General features: G+C 73.1%; 15 protein-coding genes and 1 pseudogene. 9 read left to right on the top strand and 7 right to left on the bottom strand.

Annotated features, from left to right (window positions below; translation table 11 throughout):
* Positions 1-216: 216 nt before the first annotated feature.
* Together SZN_RS10025 and recD2 are read right to left on the bottom strand one after the other, a co-directional pair.
* Complete coding sequence (locus tag SZN_RS10025) at positions 217-1506, bottom strand: citrate synthase (RefSeq protein WP_007493880.1); 1290 nt, start codon at positions 1504-1506, stop codon at positions 217-219.
* A gap of 229 nt (positions 1507-1735) precedes the next feature.
* Entirely contained in the window at positions 1736-4027 is a 2292-nt protein-coding gene (gene recD2, locus SZN_RS10020) for an SF1B family DNA helicase RecD2 (protein WP_050815040.1), read from the bottom strand.
* A gap of 445 nt (positions 4028-4472) precedes the next feature.
* Between recD2 and SZN_RS10015 the strand changes: the two genes are divergently transcribed.
* The 5 genes from SZN_RS10015 to rbsD all read left to right on the top strand — a co-directional run bounded on the left by SZN_RS10015 (position 4473) and on the right by rbsD (position 10375).
* Entirely contained in the window at positions 4473-5501 is a 1029-nt protein-coding gene (locus SZN_RS10015; RefSeq protein WP_007493876.1) for a LacI family DNA-binding transcriptional regulator, read from the top strand.
* The gene (locus SZN_RS10010; protein ID WP_007493874.1) at positions 5498-7039 is read left to right on the top strand and encodes a sugar ABC transporter ATP-binding protein; all 1542 of its coding nucleotides are present in this window, start codon (positions 5498-5500) and stop codon (positions 7037-7039) included. The genes SZN_RS10015 and SZN_RS10010 overlap by 4 nt, the downstream gene beginning before the upstream one ends.
* The gene (locus SZN_RS10005) at positions 7029-8981 is read left to right on the top strand and encodes an ABC transporter permease/substrate-binding protein (protein WP_007493872.1); all 1953 of its coding nucleotides are present in this window, start codon (positions 7029-7031) and stop codon (positions 8979-8981) included. Before SZN_RS10010 ends, SZN_RS10005 begins: the two co-directional genes overlap by 11 nt.
* Positions 8982-9086: 105 nt before the next feature.
* Positions 9087-9989 (top strand): ribokinase, encoded by a 903-nt coding sequence (locus SZN_RS10000; protein WP_007493871.1) that lies wholly within the window; start codon positions 9087-9089, stop codon positions 9987-9989.
* Positions 9986-10375 (top strand): D-ribose pyranase, encoded by a 390-nt coding sequence (gene rbsD, locus SZN_RS09995; RefSeq protein ID WP_007493870.1) that lies wholly within the window; start codon positions 9986-9988, stop codon positions 10373-10375. Before SZN_RS10000 ends, rbsD begins: the two co-directional genes overlap by 4 nt.
* A gap of 375 nt (positions 10376-10750) precedes the next feature.
* On the opposite strand, the gene SZN_RS09990 is transcribed toward rbsD, so the two are convergent.
* From SZN_RS09990 to SZN_RS09980, 3 genes are read right to left on the bottom strand one after another with little or no spacing between them, the layout of a single operon-like run.
* Complete coding sequence (locus tag SZN_RS09990) at positions 10751-11548, bottom strand: sugar phosphate isomerase/epimerase family protein (protein WP_050815041.1); 798 nt, start codon at positions 11546-11548, stop codon at positions 10751-10753.
* 32 nt (positions 11549-11580) lie between these two features.
* Complete coding sequence (locus tag SZN_RS09985) at positions 11581-12732, bottom strand: dihydrodipicolinate synthase family protein (protein WP_007493868.1); 1152 nt, start codon at positions 12730-12732, stop codon at positions 11581-11583.
* On the bottom strand, positions 12729-13886 hold the full coding sequence (locus tag SZN_RS09980; RefSeq protein WP_043729648.1) for a Gfo/Idh/MocA family protein: 1158 nt from the start codon (positions 13884-13886) through the stop codon (positions 12729-12731). The genes SZN_RS09985 and SZN_RS09980 overlap by 4 nt, the downstream gene beginning before the upstream one ends.
* A gap of 306 nt (positions 13887-14192) precedes the next feature.
* On the opposite strand from SZN_RS09980, the gene SZN_RS09975 reads away from it, so the two are divergent.
* Positions 14193-15239, top strand: coding sequence for a LacI family DNA-binding transcriptional regulator (locus tag SZN_RS09975; protein ID WP_007493866.1), 1047 nt, complete (start codon positions 14193-14195; stop codon positions 15237-15239).
* Positions 15240-15449: 210 nt separating this feature from the next.
* On the opposite strand, the gene SZN_RS09970 is transcribed toward SZN_RS09975, so the two are convergent.
* Together SZN_RS09970 and SZN_RS09965 are read right to left on the bottom strand one after the other, a co-directional pair.
* A complete protein-coding gene (locus SZN_RS09970; protein ID WP_007493864.1) occupies positions 15450-16478 on the bottom strand; it encodes an SDR family oxidoreductase in 1029 nt (342 codons plus the stop codon).
* Positions 16479-16520: 42 nt separating this feature from the next.
* The gene (locus SZN_RS09965; protein WP_007493862.1) at positions 16521-17570 is read right to left on the bottom strand and encodes an aldo/keto reductase; all 1050 of its coding nucleotides are present in this window, start codon (positions 17568-17570) and stop codon (positions 16521-16523) included.
* Positions 17571-17680: 110 nt separating this feature from the next.
* Here SZN_RS09965 and SZN_RS09960 point away from each other — a divergent pair, with 110 nt between their 5' ends.
* From SZN_RS09960 to SZN_RS09950, 3 genes and pseudogenes are all read left to right on the top strand, one after another.
* Positions 17681-18232 (top strand): TetR/AcrR family transcriptional regulator, encoded by a 552-nt coding sequence (locus tag SZN_RS09960; protein WP_007493860.1) that lies wholly within the window; start codon positions 17681-17683, stop codon positions 18230-18232.
* A gap of 33 nt (positions 18233-18265) precedes the next feature.
* Positions 18266-18910 (top strand): annotated as a pseudogene (locus SZN_RS09955) (GNAT family N-acetyltransferase); the annotation flags it as partial.
* A gap of 64 nt (positions 18911-18974) precedes the next feature.
* Positions 18975-19775 (top strand): sugar phosphate isomerase/epimerase family protein, encoded by an 801-nt coding sequence (locus SZN_RS09950; RefSeq protein ID WP_007493856.1) that lies wholly within the window; start codon positions 18975-18977, stop codon positions 19773-19775.
* Positions 19776-19821: the final 46 nt, after the last annotated feature.

Here is a 19821-nt window from a genome sequence, read left to right as displayed (position 1 = left end):
CACTTCACCCGGACCACTTCACCGGGACCACTTCTTCCGGACGGCTTCAGCGGCCGGGCACCCGCCGCCGCGCCTCCCCCGCCCCCCCCGCACGCCGCGCCGCCACCGCGGTCCGGCCGCCCGGCCCGCCCCAGGGGATGCGTCCGGCCCCGGACATGCGAGAGCCCCGTACCCAACCATGTCAGGCACGAGGCTCCGGTCAGGGCGAGGGCGGGGTCAGCGCGCCTCGACCGGGACGAAGTCGCGCTCGACGACGCCCGTGTAGATCTGGCGCGGGCGGCCGATGCGGGAACCCGGCTCCTTGATCATCTCGTGCCACTGGGCGATCCAGCCCGGGAGGCGGCCGAGGGCGAACAGGACCGTGAACATCTCGGTCGGGAAGCCCATGGCCCGGTAGATGAGACCCGTGTAGAAGTCGACGTTCGGGTAGAGGTTGCGCGAGACGAAGTACTCGTCGGAGAGCGCGTGCTCCTCCAGCTTCAGGGCGATGTCCAGCAACTCGTCGGACTTGCCGAGGGCGGAGAGGACGTCGTGCGCGGCGGCCTTGATGATCTTCGCGCGCGGGTCGAAGGACTTGTACACCCGGTGGCCGAAGCCCATCAGGCGGACGCCGTCCTCCTTGTTCTTCACCTTGCGGATGAAGGAGTCGACGTCGCCGCCGTTGGCCTGGATGCCCTCCAGCATCTCCAGGACGGACTGGTTGGCGCCGCCGTGCAGCGGGCCCCAGAGGGCGGAGATGCCGGCCGAGATCGACGCGAACATGTTCGCCTGCGACGAGCCCACCAGGCGGACCGTCGAGGTCGAGCAGTTCTGCTCGTGGTCGGCGTGCAGGATGAGGAGCTTGTCGAGCGCGGAGACCACGACCGGGTCCAGCTCGAACTCCTGGGCGGGCACCGAGAAGGTCATGCGCAGGAAGTTCTCGACGTAGCCGAGGTCGTTGCGCGGGTAGACGAACGGGTGACCGATCGACTTCTTGTACGCGTACGCCGCGATCGTCGGGAGCTTGGCGAGCAGCCGGATCGTGGAGAGGTTGCGCTGCCGCTCGTCGAAGGGGTTGTGGCTGTCCTGGTAGAACGTGGACAGGGCCGAGACCACCGACGACAGCATGGCCATCGGGTGGGCGTCGCGCGGGAAGCCCTTGTAGAAGTTCTTGACGTCCTCGTGCAGCAGGGTGTGCTGCGTGATCTCGGTCTGGAACGTGGAGAGCTCGTCGACGGTCGGCAGCTCGCCGTTGATCAGCAGGTACGCCACCTCCAGGAAGGTGGAGCGCTCGGCCAGCTGCTCGATCGGGTAGCCGCGGTACCGGAGGATCCCCTTCTCACCGTCGAGGTAGGTGATCGCGGATTTGTAGGCGGCGGTGTTGCCGTATCCGCTGTCCAGCGTCACCAGACCGGTCTGGGAGCGGAGCTTGCCGATGTCGAAGCCCTTGTCGCCGACGGTGCTGTCGATCACCGGGTAGGTGTACTCGCCGTCGCCGTACCGCAGTACTACAGAGTTGTCGCTCACGTCTTCCCTCACCGACGTTGTGCCTCATCTTCGAGGTTGCCCTGACTGTCTCTACCCTCCCCCATTCGGCTCAGGAGAGTGCACTCGGGGTCGACCATTGGGCCTATTGGCGGCACTGAGTGCCGCCAACTTGCCATCCTGCACCGTGTCTTCCCTCACGGGAAGTGCTCTGTGACCTTCACGACTCGTTTGATCGATCATTTTTTTCGCCGCCTCACGAACCGGCAGGTCAGCCGGGTGCGCGCGAAAGGGTCCGCTCCGAGGTTCCGCCGCCCGCGAGCCGGAAGTCCAGTGCCGTGCAGCGCCGGCCCGCCGACATCGTGCGCACCGCCTGGCCGATGGCCCTGCGCGAACCGACGAGGACGACCAGCCGCTTGGCCCGGGTCACCGCCGTGTAGAGCAGGTTGCGCTGGAGCATCATCCATGCTCCCGTCGTGACGGGGATCACGACCGCGGGATATTCGCTTCCCTGCGAACGGTGGATGGTCACCGCGTACGCGTGGGCCAGCTCGTCCAGTTCGTCGAAGTCGTACGGCACCTCCTCGTCCTCGTCCGTCAGCACCGTCAGGCGCTGGTCGACCGGGTCGAGCGAGGTGACGACGCCCACGGTGCCGTTGAAGACGCCGTTCTCGCCCTTGTCGTAGTTGTTGCGGATCTGGGTGACCTTGTCGCCGACGCGGAAGACCCGGCCGCCGAACCGCTTCTCCGCCAGATCGGGGCGGCCGGGGGTGATGGCCTGCTGGAGCAGCCCGTTGAGCGTGCCGGCGCCGGCCGGGCCGCGGTGCATGGGCGCGAGCACCTGGATGTCCCGGCGCGGATCGAGGCCGAACTTGGCCGGGATCCGGCGGGCCGCCACGTCCACCGTGAGCCGTCCGGCGGCCTCGGTGTCGTCCTCGACGAAGAGGAAGAAGTCCTTCATGCCGTCCGTGACCGGATGCCGCCCGGCGTTGATCCGGTGCGCGTTGGTCACCACGCCGGACTGCTGGGCCTGGCGGAAGACCCGCGTGAGCCGCACGGCGGGGACGGGTCCGCGCTCGGCGAGCAGATCCCTGAGCACCTCGCCCGCGCCCACGCTGGGCAACTGGTCCACATCGCCGACGAAGAGCAGGTGCGCACCCGGCGGAACGGCCTTGACCAGCTTGTTGGCCAGCAGCAGATCCAGCATGGACGCCTCGTCGACCACCACCAGGTCGGCCTGGAGCGGCCGGTCGCGGTCGTAGGCCGCGTCACCGCCCGGCCTGAGCTCCAGCAGGCGGTGGACGGTGGACGCCTGCGCGCCCGTGAGCTCGGCGAGACGCTTGGCGGCGCGGCCGGTGGGGGCGGCCAGGACGACCTCCGCCCCGCGGGCGCGCGCCAGCTCCACGATCGAGCGCACGGTGAAGGACTTCCCGCAGCCGGGGCCGCCGGTCAGCACGGCCACCTTCTCGGTGAGCGCCAGCCTGACGGCGGCCTCCTGCTCGGGGGCGAGGTCCACTCCGGTCCGCCCCCTCAGCCAGCCCAGCGCCTTCCCCCAGTCCACGTCACGGAACGCGGGCATCCGGTCCTCGTCGGTGCGCAGCAGGCGCAACACCTGGGCCGACAGGGAGAGTTCGGCCCGGTGGAAGGGGACCAGGTACACGGCCGTCACCGGCTCGGCGTCGCCGTCGGGACCGGGCACCTTCTCCCGGACGACCCCCGGGTCGCCGCCGTCCTCCGGGACCCGCGCGAGCTCCGCGAGGCACTCGATGACCAGCCCGGTGTCGACCTGGAGGAGCTTGACCCCGTCCTTGATCAGCTGCTCCTCGGGGAGATAGCAGTTGCCCTGGTCGGTGGCCTGCGACAGGGCGTACTGCAGGCCCGCCTTGACGCGCTCCGGGCTGTCGTGCGGGATGCCGACGGACTGGGCGATCCGGTCGGCGGTGAGGAAGCCGATGCCCCAGACGTCGGCCGCGAGACGGTAGGGCTGGTCCTTGACGACGGAGATCGAGGCGTCGCCGTACTTCTTGTAGATCCGCACGGCGATGGAGGTGGACACCTCCACGGTCTGGAGGAAGAGCATGACCTCCTTGATCGCCTTCTGCTCCTCCCACGCCTCGGCGATCTTCCTGGTGCGCTTGGGGCCGAGGCCGGGGACCTCGACCAGGCGCTTGGGCTCCTCCTCGATGATCTTCAGCGTGTCCATGCCGAAGTGGCGGGTGATGCGGTCCGCGAAGACCGGGCCGATGCCCTTGACCAGGCCGGAGCCGAGGTAACGGCGGATGCCCTGGACCGTGGCGGGGAGCACGGTCGTGTAGTTCTCCACGGTGAACTGCTTGCCGTACTGCGGGTGGGAGCCCCAGCGGCCCTCCATCCGCAGCGACTCGCCGACCTGGGCGCCGAGCAGCGCGCCGACCACCGTCAGGAGGTCGCCGCCGCCGCGGCCGGTGTCGACCCGGGCGACCGTGTAGCCGTTCTCCTCGTTGGCGTAGGTGATGCGCTCCAGGACGCCTTCGAGCACGGCCAGTCGTGGCTCACCCGCGGAGGTCCCCGCCTGATTGGACATGATCCGACGCTACCGCCCGGGTCCGACATCGCGGGACGGGCCCGAAAGGGCGGGCGCCCGGAACCCGCCGCTCCGGGGCGCGGCGGACCGGGGCGCGGCAGGCCGGTGCGCGCGGTCACGGGACGCGGCGGCCGGAACCCGCCGTCCCGGTGCGCGCGGTCCCGGGACCCGCCGTCCCCGCCCCGGACCTCGGGTCACCCCCGCACTGGCCCCGCGCCCGCACCCGCACCCGCACCCGGGGCGACCCGTCCCAGCCCGACCGCACCCTCCCGACCGCACCCTCCCGACCGCCTCTCCCGACACCCCACCCCGACCGCCCCGCGACATCACGATCCGGTCTCGGGATGTGGTTGAGGGCTTGATTAACCCGCGTGTAATCGTTTCCAATCCTCAGTACACGTCGATGTAATCGATTCCATGCATTCCACGAGGAGGTGGGGCGCCGATGGCGAGCATCAAGGACGTCGCCGCGGCGGCGGGGGTCTCCGTCGCCACGGTCTCGCGCGTCCTGAACGACCATCCGTCGGTCAGCGCCGCGGCACGCACGCGCGTGCTGGCGGCCGTGCGGGATCTGGACTACCGCCCCAACGCCGTCGCGCGCTCCCTGCGCACCGACCAGACCCGCACCCTGGGCCTGGTCATCAGCGACGTGATGAACCCCTACTTCACCGAACTGGCCCGCTCCGTCGAGGAGGAGGCCCGCGCGCTCGGCTACAGCGTCATCATCGGCAACGCCGACGAGCGGCCCGACCTCCAGGACCATCACGTCCGCACCCTGCTCGACCGCCGGATCGACGGTCTGCTGGTCTCCCCCACCGACGGCGGCTCGCCGCTGATGCTGGACGCCGCGCGCGGGGGGACGCCGATGGTGTTCGTCGACCGGTGGATCCCCGGGGTGGACGTGCCGGTGGTGCGGTCCGACGGGCGAGCCGCCGTCCGGGACCTCGTGGCCCACCTGCACGGGCTCGGGCACCGGCGGCTCGCGATCATCGCCGGACCTGCGGCGACCACGACCGGCCGCGAACGCGTCGACGCCTTCCGCGAGGCGCTCGCCCTGTACGGCCTCGACCTTCCCGGCGCCTACGTCGGGCAGGGCGACTTCCAGGCCGAGAGCGGCCGGCGGGTCACCGAGGGCTTCCTCGACCTCCCCGAGCCGCCCGAGGTCGTCTTCGCGGCCGACAACCTGATGGCGCTCGGCGCGCTGGACGCCGTCCGCGCGCGCGGGCTGCGCGTGCCGCGGGACATCGCCCTGGCGGCGTTCGACGACATCCGGTGGTTCGTGCACACCGATCCGCCGGTCACGGCGATCGCCCAGCCGACGGGCGAGCTGGGCCGGGCCGCCGTACGGGCCCTCGTCGACCGGGTGGAGGGGCGGCCCGGGGCGTCCGTGACGCTGCCCGCCCGGCTCGTCGTGCGCCGCTCCTGCGGCGCCCCGCCCGCCGAGAACCCCGCGAAGAACAGGAGCACGTCGTGAGCGACCGCAACGAGTTGCTGCGCATCGAGGGCATCCGCAAGACCTTCCCCGGCGTGGTCGCGCTGGACGGCGTCGACTTCGACCTGCGGCGCGGCGAGGTGCATGTGCTCCTCGGCGAGAACGGCGCGGGCAAGAGCACGCTGATCAAGATGCTCTCCGGTGCCTACACCCCCGACGCCGGGCGGATCGTCGTCGACGGCGAGGAGGTGCGCATCCACGGCGCGCAGGACTCCGAGCGCCTCGGGATCACCACCATCTACCAGGAGTTCAACCTCGTCCCCGACCTCACCGTCGCCGAGAACATCTTCCTGGGCCGCCAGCCGCGCCGCTTCGGGATGATCGACCGGCGGCGCATGGAGGCCGACGCGGAGGTCCTGCTGAAGCGGGTCGGCGTCAGCGTCTCGCCCCGCGCGCTGGTGCGGGAACTGGGCATCGCGCGCCTTCAGATGGTGGAGATCGCCAAGGCGCTCAGCCTGGACGCGCGCGTGCTGATCATGGACGAGCCGACCGCCGTGCTCACCTCCGAGGAGGTCGACAAGCTCTTCGCGATCGTGCGCAGGCTGCGCGAGGACGGCGTCGGCATCGTCTTCATCACCCACCACCTGGAGGAGATCGCCGCCCTGGGCGACCGCGTGACGGTGATCCGGGACGGCCGCAGCGTCGGCCAGGTCCCGGCCCGCACGCCCGAGGACGAACTCGTACGGCTGATGGTGGGCCGCTCGATCGACCAGCAGTACCCGCGGGAGCGCGCCGGGACGGGGGCCGCGCTGCTCTCCGTCGAGGGGCTGACCCGCGACGGCGTCTTCGACGACATCAGCTTCGAGGTGCACGCCGGCGAGGTGGTCGGCATCGCCGGACTGGTCGGCGCCGGCCGCACCGAGGTCGTGCGGGCGGTGTTCGGCGCGGACCCCTACGACCGGGGCGCCGTGAAGGTCGCCGGGACCGCCCTGCGCCGCCATGACGTCAACGCCGCCCTGGCGGCCGGGGTCGGGCTCGTGCCCGAGGACCGCAAGGGCCAGGGCCTGCTGCTCGACGCCTCCGTCGAGGAGAACCTCGGCCTGGTGACCCTGCGCTCGGCCACGCGCGCGGGTCTGGTCGACCTCAAGGGCCAGCGCGCGGCCGCCGCGCGGATCGCGCGGCAGCTCGGCGTGCGGATGGCCGGGCTCGGCCAGCACGTGCGCACGCTGTCCGGCGGCAACCAGCAGAAGGTCGTCATCGGCAAATGGCTGCTGGCCGACACCCGGGTGCTGATCCTCGACGAGCCCACGCGCGGGATCGACGTCGGCGCCAAGGTCGAGATCTACCAGCTCGTCAACGAACTCACCGCGGCCGGTGCCGCCGTGGTCATGATCTCCAGCGATCTGCCGGAGGTGCTCGGCATGAGCGACCGCGTCCTGGTGATGGCCCAGGGCCGGATCGCGGGCGAGCTGACCGCCGAGGAGGCCACCCAGGACTCCGTGATGGCCCTCGCCGTCAGCCATCCCCCCGCCCCCGACGACAACCCCACGTCCGACAAGGAGGCCGATCGTGGCCGCTGACACGCTCAAGAGCCCATCGGGCGCCGGTGGCGCCTCGGCCGTACGCCGGCTGCTGCTGGAGAACGGCGCGCTCACCGCGCTCATCGTGCTCGTCATCGCCATGTCGGCGCTGTCGGGCGACTTCCTGACCGCCGACAACCTGCTGAACGTCGGCGTGCAGGCGGCCGTGACCGCCGTGCTCGCCTTCGGCGTCACCTTCGTCATCGTCTCGGCGGGCATCGACCTGTCGGTCGGTTCGGTGGCGGCCCTGTCGGCCACCGTCCTCGCCTGGAGCGCCACCTCGCAGGGCGTCCCGGTCGCCGTCGCGGTGGTGCTCGCCGTCGCGACCGGCATCGCGGCCGGTCTCGTCAACGGGTTCCTCATCGCCTACGGCAAACTCCCGCCGTTCATCGCCACGCTCGCCATGCTGTCGGTGGCCCGCGGTCTGTCGCTGGTGATCTCCGAGGGCTCCCCGATCCCCTTCCCCGAGTCGGTCTCGCACCTCGGTGACACGCTCGGCGGCTGGCTGCCGGTGCCGGTCCTGGTGATGATCGTGATGGGGCTGGTCGCCGCCTTCGTGCTCGGCCGGACCTACATCGGCCGCTCGATGTACGCGATCGGCGGCAACGAGGAGGCCGCCCGCCTGTCCGGACTGCGGGTGAAGCGGCAGAAGCTCGCCATCTACGCCCTGTCCGGCGTGTTCGCCGCCGTCGCCGGTGTCGTGCTGGCGTCGCGGCTGTCCTCCGCGCAGCCCCAGGCCGCCGACGGCTACGAACTCGACGCCATCGCCGCCGTCGTCATCGGCGGCGCCTCCCTCGCGGGCGGCACCGGCAAGGCGTCCGGCACGCTCATCGGCGCGCTGATCCTCGCGGTGCTGCGCAACGGCCTGAACCTGCTGAACGTGTCCGCGTTCTGGCAGCAGGTCGTCATCGGCGTCGTGATCGCGCTGGCGGTGCTCTTCGACACACTGCGCCGCAAGGCCGGGGCGACCCCGGTGGCGGCGGGCACGGGTGCGGGCGGCGGCCGGGGCAGGCAGGCGTGGACGTACGCGCTCGCGGCGGTCGTCACCGTGGCGATCGTCGGCGCGACCTCCTTCCTGCACAACGGCTCCTCCTCGTCGTCCGACCGGAAGATGGGCCTGTCGCTGTCCACCCTCAACAACCCCTTCTTCGTGCAGATCCGGGCGGGCGCCCAGGCCGAGGCGAGGAAGCGGGGGGTGGACCTGACCGTCACCGACGCGCAGAACGACGCCTCGCAGCAGGCCAACCAGTTGCAGAACTTCACCAGTTCGGGCATGGGCGCGATCATCGTCAACCCGGTGGACTCCGACGCGGCGAGCAACTCCGTGCAGGCCGCCGGCAAGGCGGACATCCCGGTGGTCGCCGTGGACCGCGGCGTCAACAAGGCGCCGGTGGACACCCTGGTGGCCTCCGACAACGTCGCGGGCGGCAGGCTCGCCGCGAAGTCGCTCGCCGAGAAGCTCGGCGGCAAGGGCAGGATCGTGATTCTCCAGGGCCAGGCGGGCACGTCCGCCGCCCGTGAGCGCGCCCAGGGCTTCGCCGAAGGGCTGAGGGACTTCCCGGGCGTCAAGGTCGTCGCCCAGCAGCCGGCGGACTTCGACCGCACCAAGGGGCTCGACGTGATGGCGAACCTGCTCCAGGCGAACCCGGACGTCCAGGGCGTCATCGCCGCCAACGACGAGATGGCGCTGGGCGCGATCAAGGCGCTGGGCTCCAGGGCGGGCACCTCGGTACCGGTGGTCGGCTTCGACGGCACGCCGGACGGCCTGAAGGCGGTCGAGGGCGGCTCCCTGTACGCCTCCGTCGCGCAGCAGCCGAGCCAGCTGGGCCGGATCGCCGTGGACAACGCCCTCAAGGCGCTCCAGGGCGAGAAGGTCGAGAAGACGGTGAAGGTGCCGGTGAAGGTGGTCACGCGGGAGAACGTGGCCGGTTTCAAGGGCTGACGCCGGTGAACGGCGTCCGGCCGGGCGGCCGTCGCAGGAGCATGGAACCGACCGCGGCCGCCCGGCCGGACGCCCCCACGGGGATCTGATCAGGGGAGCAACCTCATGTACGACTACGACCTGCTGGTCGTGGGGTCGGCCAACGCCGACCTGGTGATCGGTGTCGAGCGCAGGCCGGGCGCCGGGGAGACGGTGCTCGGCTCCGACCTGGCCGTCCACCCGGGCGGCAAGGGCGCCAACCAGGCGGTCGCGGCCGCGCGGCTCGGCGCCCGTACGGCCCTGCTGGCCCGCGTCGGCGACGACGCGCACGGCGGGCTGCTGCTCGACTCGCAGCGCTCGGCCGGCGTCGACACGGCGGGCGTGCTGGTCGGCGGAGCGCCGACCGGCGTCGCGCTGATCACGGTGGATCCGTCGGGGGACAACAGCATCGTGGTGTCGCCGGGCGCCAACGGCAGGCTCACCCCGGCCGACGTCCGGGCCGCGGCCGGCCTCGTCCGGGCGTCGCGGGTGGTCTCGGCGCAGCTGGAGATCCCGCTGGAGTCGGTCGTGGAGGCGGTCCGCGCCCTGGCCGAGGGCAGCCGGTTCGTCCTCAACCCCTCGCCGCCGAGGCCGCTGCCCGACGAGGTGCTGGCGGCCTGCGATCCGCTGATCGTCAACGAGCACGAGGCGAAGGTGATCCTCGGTGACACCGCGGCCGGCGGGACACCGGACGACTGGGCGCGGGCGCTGCTGGCCAGAGGGCCGCGCTCGGTGGTCGTGACCCTCGGCGCCGAGGGCGCGCTGGTGGCCTCGGCGCGGGGCACGGCCCGGATCGCGGCCGTACGGGTGGACGCGGTGGACACCACCGGGGCGGGCGACGCCTTCACGGCGGCTCTCGCCTGGCGGCTCGGCACGGGCGCCCCGCTCGCCGAGGCGGCGGCCTACGCGGCCCAGGTCGGCGCGGTCGCCGTGACCCGGCGGGGCGCGCAGGCGTCCTTCCCGACGGCGGCGGAGGTCGACGCCCTGTGAAGCGCGCCGGAATCCTCAACCGTCATCTGGCGGGCGCCCTCGCCGAGCTGGGCCACGGCGACGGCGTCCTGGTCTGCGACGCGGGCATGCCGATACCGGCCGGACCCCGGGTCGTGGACCTCGCCTTCAGGGCCGGGGTGCCGTCCTTCGCGGAGGTGCTGGAGGGGCTGCTGGCCGAGCTGGTGGTGGAGGGCGCGACGGCCGCGCGGGAGGTGCGGGAGGCCAATCCCGCGGCGGCCGCGCTGCTGGCGGGCGAGTTCCCCGCGCTGGAGCTGGTGGCGCACGAGCGGCTCAAGGAGCTGTCGGCGGGGGCGCGGCTGGTGGTGCGGACCGGGGAGGCCCGGCCGTACGCGAACGTGCTGCTGCGCTGCGGCGTGTTCTTCTGACCCCGGGTCCCGGGAGCGCGGCGGCCCCGGGAGAGCCGGTCCCGGGAGAGCTTCGAGGGGCCCGGTCCGTCGACCGGGCCCCTCGCGTCTCCCCTCCCGACAGCGCTCCCGCGATCCCCCGAATCCCCCCGCAGAAGCCCTGCCGCCACGTATGACCCGCGGCGTCCGCGAAGGGTTGCACGGATTTCCCGGAAAGTTTCCCCACCGGTCGCCGGAGCCGCTCTCCGCGGGACGGCGGCCCTCACGGAGCTGCCGGACCTCACGGGCCTCGCGGACTCGGGGACCCCGCGGACCCCGCAGACCCCGCGGACCCCGCCTGCCCACCGGGCTGCCCGCTGCGCCGCGGCGGGCGGGGCGGACGCGGACCGGTCGGCGTCAGCAGGCGTGGTCCACGAACCGCCGTACCGTCTCCGCCAGCACCTCCCGTCCGTCCCGGGCCCACAGCGCGTCGTTGAACAGCTCGACCTCGACGGCCCCGGTGTAGCCCGCCGCCTCGACGTGGCCGCGCCACTCCCGCAGATCGACGGCGCCGTCACCGAGCGGGCCCCGGCCGTTGAGGACGCCCTCGGGCAACGGGGTGGTCCAGTCGGCGAGTTGGAAGGTGTGGATACGGTCCTGCGCGCCCGCGCGGGCGATCTGCGCGGGCGCGTCCTCGTCCCACCAGACGTGGTAGGTGTCGACCGCGACGCCGACCTGGTGCGCGGGGAAGCGCTCGGCGATGTCGAGGGCCTGGGCCAGGGTCGACACCACGCAGCGGTCGGCGGCGTACATCGGGTGCAGCGGCTCGACGGCCAGCTTCACACCGCGCTCCCCGGCGTACGGGGCCAGCACCGCCAGCGCGTCGGCGATGCGCTCGCGGGCGCCGGGCAGGTCCTTGGAGCCGGCCGGGAGCCCGCCGGAGACCAGGACCAGGACGTCCGTGCCCAGCACGGCCGCCTCGTCGACGGCGCGCCGGTTGTCCGCCAGCGCCCTCGCCCGCTCCTCCGGGTCGATCGCGGTGAGGAAGCCGCCGCGGCACAGGGTGGTGACCCTCAGACCGGCGTCCCGGACCAGCTTCGCCGCCGCGTCCAGGCCGTACTCCCGGACCGGTTCGCGCCACAGGCCGACGGCGCCCACCCCCGACGCGGCGCAGGCGTCGGCCAGTTCGGGCAGCGACAGCTGCCTGACCGTCATCTGGTTGATCGAGAAGCGGGACAGGTCGGCGGTCACTGGTTCACTCCGTACACGGCGAGCAGGTTCTTCATCCGCTCTTCGGCGAGTTTCGGGTCGGGGAACAGCCCCAGGTCGTCGGCGAGTTCGTAGGCGCGGGCCAGGTGCGGCAGGGAGCGGGCCGACTGCAGCCCGCCGACCATGGCGAAGTGGTCCTGGTGGCCCGCCAGCCAGGCCAGCAGGACGACGCCGGTCTTGTAGAAGCGGGTCGGGGGCGCGAACAGGTGCCGGGACAACTCGACCGTGGGGTCGAGGAGTCGGCGGAAGCCCTCGGCGTCCCCGGTGTCCAGCACCCGTACGGCCTCGGCGGCCAGCGGGCCCAGCGGGTCGAAGATGCCGAGCAGGGCGTGGCTGAAGCCCTGGTCGTCGCCCGCGATCAGCTCGGGGTAGTGGAAGTCGTCGCCGGTGTAGCAGCGGACCCCGTCGGGCAGGGCGCGGCGCAGGGCGATCTCGCGCCCGGCGTCCAGCAGCGAGACCTTGACGCCGTCCACCTTGTCCGGGTGCGCGGCGATGATCTCCAGGAAGGTCTCCGTGGCCGCGTCGAGGTCGTCCGCGCCCCAGTAGCCCTCCAGCGCGGGGTCGAACATCGGGCCGAGCCAGTGCAGGATCACCGGCTCGGCGGCCTGGCGCAGCAGATGGCCGTAGACCTCCAGGTAGTCCTCGGGGCCGGAGGCGGCGCCGGCGAGCGCGCGCGAGGCCATGAGGACGGCCTGCGCGCCGCTCTCCTCGACGACGGCGAGCTGCTCCTCGTAGGCCGCGCGGACCTCGGCGAGGGAGCCGGCGGTGAGCTGGTCGGTGCCGGCTCCGCACGCGATCCGGCCGCCGGCCGCCCTGGCCTCGGCGGCGCTGCGGCGGATCAGTTCGGCCGCGCCGGCCCAGTCCAGGCCCATCCCGCGCTGGGCGGTGTCCATGGCCTCGGCGACGCCGAGCCCGTGCGACCACAGATGGCGGCGGAAGGCGAGGGTGGCGTCCCAGTCGACGGCGGCGGGCGCGCCGGGCGGGACGTCGGCGTACGGGTCGGCGACGACATGGGCCGCGGAGAAGACCGTACGGGAGGCGAGGGGCGCGCCGGGGGCGGGCGCGAGGGGTTCGGCGCGCGGCTCGTAGGTGTGCAGGGCGCCGCCGGGGCGGGGCAGTCGGATCGTCACAGCGTGATCTCCGGTACGTCGAGGCGGCGGCCCTCGGCCGAGGAGCGCAGGCCCAGTTCGGCGAGCTGGACGCCGCGGGCGCCGGCGAGGAGGTCCCAGTGGTAGGGGGCGTCGGCGTACACGTGGCGCAGGAACAGCTCCCACTGGGCCTTGAAGCCGTTGTCGAAGTCGTCGTTGTCCGGGATCTCCTGCCACTGGTCGCGGAAGGAGTAGGTGGCCGGGATGTCCGGGTTCCAGACCGGCTTCGGGGTGAGGGAGCGGTGCTGGACACGGCAGGTGCGCAGGCCCGCGACGGCGGAGCCCTCCGTGCCGTCGACCTGGAACTCGACGAGTTCGTCGCGGTGGACGCGCACCGCCCAGGAGGAGTTGATCTGCGCGACGGCGCCGCCTTCGAGTTCGAAGACGCCGTAGGCGGCGTCGTCGGCCGTGGCGTCGTAGGGCTTGCCGTTCTCGTCCCAGCGCTGCGGGACGTGGGTGGTGGCGAGGGCCTGCACGGAGGTCACCCGGCCGAACAGCTCGTGCAGGACGTACTCCCAGTGCGGGAACATGTCGACGACGATGCCGCCGCCGTCCTCGGCGCGGTAGTTCCAGGAGGGGCGCTGGGCGCTCTGCCAGTCGCCCTCGAAGACCCAGTAGCCGAACTCGCCGCGCACGGAGAGGATCCGGCCGAAGAAGCCGCCGTCGATGAGCCGCTTCAGCTTGCGCAGGCCCGGCAGGAACAGCTTGTCCTGGACGACGCCGTGCTTGACGCCGGCGTCGGCGGCGAGCCGGGCGAGCCGCAGGGCGCCGGCCAGTCCGGTGGCGGTGGGCTTCTCGGTGTAGAGGTGCTTGCCCGCGGCGATCGCCCTGGTGAGCGCCTCCTCGCGGGCGGAGGTCACCTGGGCGTCGAAGTAGATGTCGACGTCCGGGTCGGCGAGGACCGCGTCGAGGTCGGTGGAGACGTTCTGCGGGTCGAGGCCGTGCCGTTCGGCGAGCGCCTTGAGGGCGTACTCGCGGCGGCCGAGCAGGATCGGCTCCGGCCACAGCAGGGTGCCGTCGCCGAGGTCGAGGCCGCCCTGCTCGCGGAGGGCCAGGATGGAGCGGACCAGGTGCTGGCGGTAGCCCATGCGCCCGGTCACACCGTTCATGGCGATACGCACCGTCTTGCGTGTCACGTCGTTCCCTTCGTCGGTGCCGTACACGGCGTTCGTGCGCGGTGGTGTGCGCCCGCGCGCACTTCTCCTGATGAGGGTCGCAGCAAGCGCTTTCTATCTGAGGAGAAGCTAGCCTCTGGTCAGCGGTGGGACAAGACCGTGACGGGGTTGAGTTGTTCGAGGGGACGAACAGACGGGGCGGTTGGCCTTAAGGTCTGCTCGACATGCACACAACCGCGGCCGCGCCGGGCCCGCCCGGGAGGACGGGACGGCCGGGCGGCGAGCCGCACGAGGTGGTACGACGATGCACGACCGGAGGACGACGAGATGACGGTGACCCTGGCGGACGTGGCGGCCCGCGCCCAGGTCTCGCCCGCGACGGTGTCGCGCGTACTGAACGGGAACTACCCCGTCGCCGCCTCCACCCGGGAGCGGGTGCTGCGCGCGGTGGACGAGCTGGACTACGTGCTGAACGGTCCCGCCAGTTCCCTGGCCGCCGCCACCTCCGACCTGGTCGGCATCCTCGTCAACGACATCGCCGACCCGTTCTTCGGGATCATGGCGAGCGCCATCCAGTCCGAGATAGGCGGCCCCGGCGGCCGGGCCGGCGGCGAGCGGCTGGCGGTCGTCTGCAACACCGGGGGGTCGCCGGAGCGTGAACTGACCTATCTGACCCTGCTCCAGCGCCAGCGCGCGGCGGCGGTCGTGCTGACCGGCGGCGCCATGGAGAACGCGCCGCACGCGGCGGCCGTCGCGGCCAAGCTGCGCAGGCTGTCGGAGGCGGGGACCCGCGTGGTGCTGTGCGGGCGCCCGCCCGCGCCGGACACCGGGGCCATCGCGCTGACCTTCGACAACCGCGGGGGCGGGCGGGAGCTGACCGAGCATCTGATCGCGCTGGGCCACCGTCGGCTGGGCTACATCGCGGGCCCCGAGGAGCGCACGACCACCCGGCACCGCCTGGAGGGCCACCGTGCCGCGCTGGCGGCGCACGGCCTGGACGACGACGGGAAGCGGACGGTGCACGGCCGCTACGACCGGCGGTCCGGCTATGAGGCGACCCTCGAACTGCTGCGCAGAGAACCGGCGTTGACCGCGGTGGTCGCGGCCAACGACTCCGTCGCCCTCGGCGCGTGCGCGGCCCTGCGGGACGCCGGCCTGCGCATCCCGGAGGACGTCTCGGTGGCGGGCTTCGACGACCTGCCGTTCAGCGTGGACACGGTGCCGTCCCTCACGACCGTCCGGCTGCCGCTGGCCGAGGCGGGCGCGCGCGCGGGCCGCATCGCGATGGGCCGCGAGGAACCACCGCCCGGCGGAATCGCCACGATACGGGGCGAGTTGATGGTGCGGGGGTCCACCGGGGGGCCGCGGAGGTGAGGGCCGCCGCCCCTTGACGGCATCCGCCGCCCGCCGCGGCTCCCCCGGGCTCCGCGAGCAGGGGGACCCCACGCCGCGTTGTCGCCTCACCCGAGCAAGTCCCGTACGCGGGTGACGCTCCCGCCCTGCGGGGGACCGCACCGGACGCCGCGAGCCACCCGGCGAACCCTCCCGGCCGCATCACCAGCCCGGGAGCGGGGTTCCGGCCGCTCAGGCCGTGTCGGCGGCGCTGAGCGCGAGGAGGCTCTCGGCGGTCTCGGCGAGGGTGTCCTCGACGGGACGCGGCCGCCAGCCCAGCAGGCGCTGGGCCTTCTCGGAGGTGGCGTCGAGGTTCTTGCCGAGCAGTCTGCGCAGCGTCCGCAGGTCGGAGTTGACCAGGGACAGCCCCCGGGCGGCCCAGAGCGGCATCTCGCGGGTGGGCGCGGCGGCCGCGCGGTCGCCCAGGCGGGCGCGCAGCACGGCCGCGACCTCGCGGACCCACAGGCTGCGGCCGGACGTCGCGATGAACCGCTCCCCCGCGGCGGCCGGATCGGTCATGGCCCGCAGATGCAGGTCGGCCACGTCCCGCACGTCCACGTAGCCGGAGGCGAAGGGCAGGGCCACCGGCATCGAACCGTCCACCATCCGCCGGATCAGCCCGAGGGAGGGGGAGTAGTCGGGTCCGAGGACCGGGCCGAGGACGCCGGTCGGGTTCACGGTGGCCAGCTCCGGCCCGCCGCCCTCGGTCCGTACGAAGTCCCAGGCGGCGCGCTCCGCAAGCGTCTTGGACTTCTGGTAGGGCTCGACGCCCGCGTCCACGTTCGTCCAGTCGTCCTCCGTGAACGGCGTGTCCCGGTCCGGGTGGCCGTAGGCGACGGCACCGATCGCCGAGGTCAGGACCACCCGCCGGACGCCCGCGTCCCGGGCCGCACGCAGGACCCGCAGCACTCCGTCGCGGGCCGGCCCGACCATCTCGTCGTCCGAGCGCGGGGCGCTGGTCAGGGTCGGGGAGGCGACGTGCAGGACGGCGTCGCACCCGCGCACCGCCTCCGGCCACCCCTCGTCCCGCGTGAGGTCCGCGGCCACGACCTGCAGGGGCGCGTCCGGGGCGGCTCCGCCGCGCCGCAGCATCTCCCGCAGTCCCGGTTCGCGGGACGGGTCGCGGACCGTGGTGCGGACCGAGTGGCCCGCGTCCAGCAGGGCCAGGACGCACCAGCTCCCGATGTAGCCCGATCCGCCTGTCACCAGTACGTCGGCCATGTTCGTCGCTCTCCTCGATCGTCGTGCCGTGGGTCGTGCGGGTCAGACGTTGGCGAAGCCGGGGACGGCCGCCTTGATGCGTTCCATCTCCGCCGGGTCGGAGACGCCCTGGAAGTCGTCGCGGGGGGTGTAGGGCGCTTCGAGGCGGCGGGCCTCGTCGTCGGTGAGGGTGAGGTCGAGGGAGGCCACCGCCTCGTCGATCTGGCGGACCGTGCGGGCCCCGACCAGCGGTGCGGCCACGACGGGGTTGCGGCGCAGCCAGGCCAGGGCGACCTGGGCGCGGGAGACGCCGTGCGCCTCGGCGAGCGCGCCGACCTCGTCGAGGATACGGCGGTCGCCCTCGGCGTCGGCCCGGTAGAGCTGGTCGGCGTAGCCGCCGTCGGTGGCGGCGCGGGCGCCCTCGTGGGCCCGGTCGAAGGGGCGGGCCAGCCGGCCGCGGGCCAGCGGGCTCCAGACGGTGGTGGCGATGCCCTCGTCGGCGCAGAGCGGCAGCATCTCGCGCTCCTCCTCGCGGGCGAGGAGGTTGTAGTGGTCCTGCATGGTGACGAACCGCGCCCAGCCGTGCCGCTCCTGGAGCCGCAGGGCCTTGGCGAACTGCCAGGCGTGCATGGACGAGGCCCCCAGATAGCGGGCCTTCCCGGCCCGCACCACGTCGTTCAGGGCCTCCAGGGTCTCCTCCAGCGGGGTCTCGCTGTCGAGGCGGTGGACCATGTAGACGTCGACGTAGTCGGTGCCGAGCCGGCGCAGACTGGCGTCGATCTCACTCATGACCGCCTTGCGGGACAGGCCGCCGCCGTTGGGCCGCCCCGGGCGCATGGTGTTGCGGACCTTGGTGGTGACGACCACGTCGTCGCGGTCGGCGTAGTCCTTCAGCGCGCGGCCGAGGATCTCCTCGCTGGAGCCGTAGGAGTAGAGGTTCGCGGTGTCGAAGAAGTTGATGCCCGCGTCGAGCGCGTGCTTGATCAGCGGGCGGCTCGACTCCTCGTCGAGGGACCAGACCGGGTGGCCGCGGCCGGGGTCGCCGTAGGTCATGGCGCCGATGGCCACCGGGGACACGTCGAGGCCGGTGCGGCCGAGCTTGATGTAACGCATGCCGACTCCTATGATCGAACGGTAGCGGAGAGCTCTCCGCTTCGAGTTCGACATTAACGGAGAGGTCTCCGGTTGGCAATCCCGGCCGACCGCCGACGACGGAGGGGGCCATGGCCGGCACACGACCGCAGCGCACCGACGCACTGAAGAACCGGGAGGCGATCCTCCAGGTCGCACATGACGCGTTCGCCGAGAACCCGGACACCTCGCTGAACTCCATCGCCAAGCGCGCGGGTGTCGGCCCCGGCACGCTCTACCGGCACTTCCCGACCAGGGAGGTGCTGATGCTGGAGGTCTACCGCCGCGACATAGGCCTGCTGGTGGCGTCCGTGCCGGACCTGCTGGCCACGCGGGAGCCGCTGGACGCACTGCGCCGGTGGTTCACCGACCTCGCGAGCTACGCACGTATCAAGCACGGCGTGGGGGAAGCGCTCAACTCCGCGGCGGCGCAGGCGGTCGTGAGCGAGTCCTGGCCGCCGGTCAGCGCCGCCGTGGGCCGGCTCCTCGACGCCTGCGAGCGCGCGGGCGAGATCCGCCCCGGCATCGACCCGGTCGACGTGATCATGCTGCTGAGCTGCCTGTGGCGCACCCCCGCGACCCCGGAGGGCGCGGTCCGGGCCGAGCGCCTGATGGAGCTGGCGATCCAGGGCTTCCGCCCCTGATCCTGCCCCCGGCGGACACCCGGGCCCCTGGACCGCGAGACGGGCCGGTCGCTGGAGGAGCGGGCGGCCGAATCGGACGGTTCGCTGCTGGCCAGGGTGCCGGCGCCCGAACGGCCGCGGCGCACCGAGGCGATGGCGACCGTCCGTACCATCCTGCCCCAGGGCCGCCCGCCCCGCCGCGAGGACGTCCTGCTGTGCGAGCCGGGACCCGGCGACCTCGGCTGGATCGTGCAGCGCAACGCCGCGCTGCACGCCGCCGAGTACGGCTGGAACACCGACTACGAGGGCCTCGTCGCGAGGATCGTCGCGGACTTCGCGCAGGACCACGACCCGCATCTGGAGCGGGTGCGGACGGCCGAGTTGGACGGGCGTCCGGTGGGCTGTGCGATGTGCGTACGGGACGAGGCGCCCGGCACGGCCCGGTTGCGGCTGCTGCTGGTCGAACCGGACGCCCGGGGCCTCGGCGTCGGCGGCCGGCTGGTGACGGCGGCCGTCGGCTTCGCCCGCGGCGCCGGCTACCGCGACCTGGCGCTGTGGACCAACGACGTCCGCACCGCCGCCCGCCGGATCCACCGGCGCCAGGGCTTCGCGCTCACCGGAGAGAGGCCCCACCGCTCCTTCGGCAAGGACCTGACCGGGCAGGACCGGCGGCCGGAGCTGCGCGGCCCCGCCGGGTGACACCGCGACCGCCGCGATGCCCGGCCGGATGTGTGGGCCCCGTTTCCCTGGCAAGGTGAGGTACATGAAACTGGCGTTCTCCACCCTCGGCGTCCCCGGTCTCCCCCTCCCCGACGTGCTGCGGCTCGCGAACGCGCACGGGTATCACGGCGTGGAGCTGCGCACCCATCCGGAGGAGCCGGTGCATCCGGGGCTCGGCCCCGGTGAACGGGCCGCCGTGGCGGCCGAGTTCAAGGCGGCCGGCGTCGAGCCCGTGGGCCTCGCCGGATACGTGCGGGTCGCCGCGCCCGGCGCCGACGGACCGGTGATCGAGGAGACGCGCCGGCTCGTCGACCTCGCGCACGACCTCGGCGCGCCCTTCGTGCGGGTCTTCCCCGGGGCGGACCCCGGGCAGGACGCGCGGGAGGCGGACGCGGTCGCCGCCCGGCGCCTGGGCACCGCCGCGGAGCACGCCGCCGACAGGGGCGTGCGGATCCTGCTGGAGACCCATGACTCGCACGGTGCCGCCGCCGACGCGATGCGGGTGCTCGGACTGGTCGGGCACCGGCACGTCGGCTCCCTCTGGGACGTCATGCACACGTGGCTCGGCGGCGAGCAGCCCTCGGAGAGCTACGCGGCGCTCGCCCCGCATCTCGGCTACGTCCAGCTCAAGGACATCGCCTCCGCCGAGGACACGGCCCCGCTCGCGCTCGGCGCCGGGGTGCTGCCGCTCGCGGAGTGCGTGGAGGTCCTCTCCCGGCACGGCTGGGACGGCTGGCTGTGCTGGGAGTACGAGAAGCGCTGGCACGAGGAGGCGCCGCCGCTCGAAGGGCTGCTCGACCAGGGCCGGCGGCACCTGGCCCGGCTGCTGAACGAGTCGGCGTAGCACCTGTTCGTCCCACCGGGCCGGCGTCCGGTGCGGCTCCCTCCGG

This window comes from Streptomyces zinciresistens K42, from assembly GCF_000225525.1.
Classification (GTDB): domain Bacteria; phylum Actinomycetota; class Actinomycetes; order Streptomycetales; family Streptomycetaceae; genus Streptomyces; species Streptomyces zinciresistens.
The sequence above is the reverse complement of the archived record's forward strand: the minus strand, read 5'-3'. Positions and strand labels throughout refer to the sequence as shown.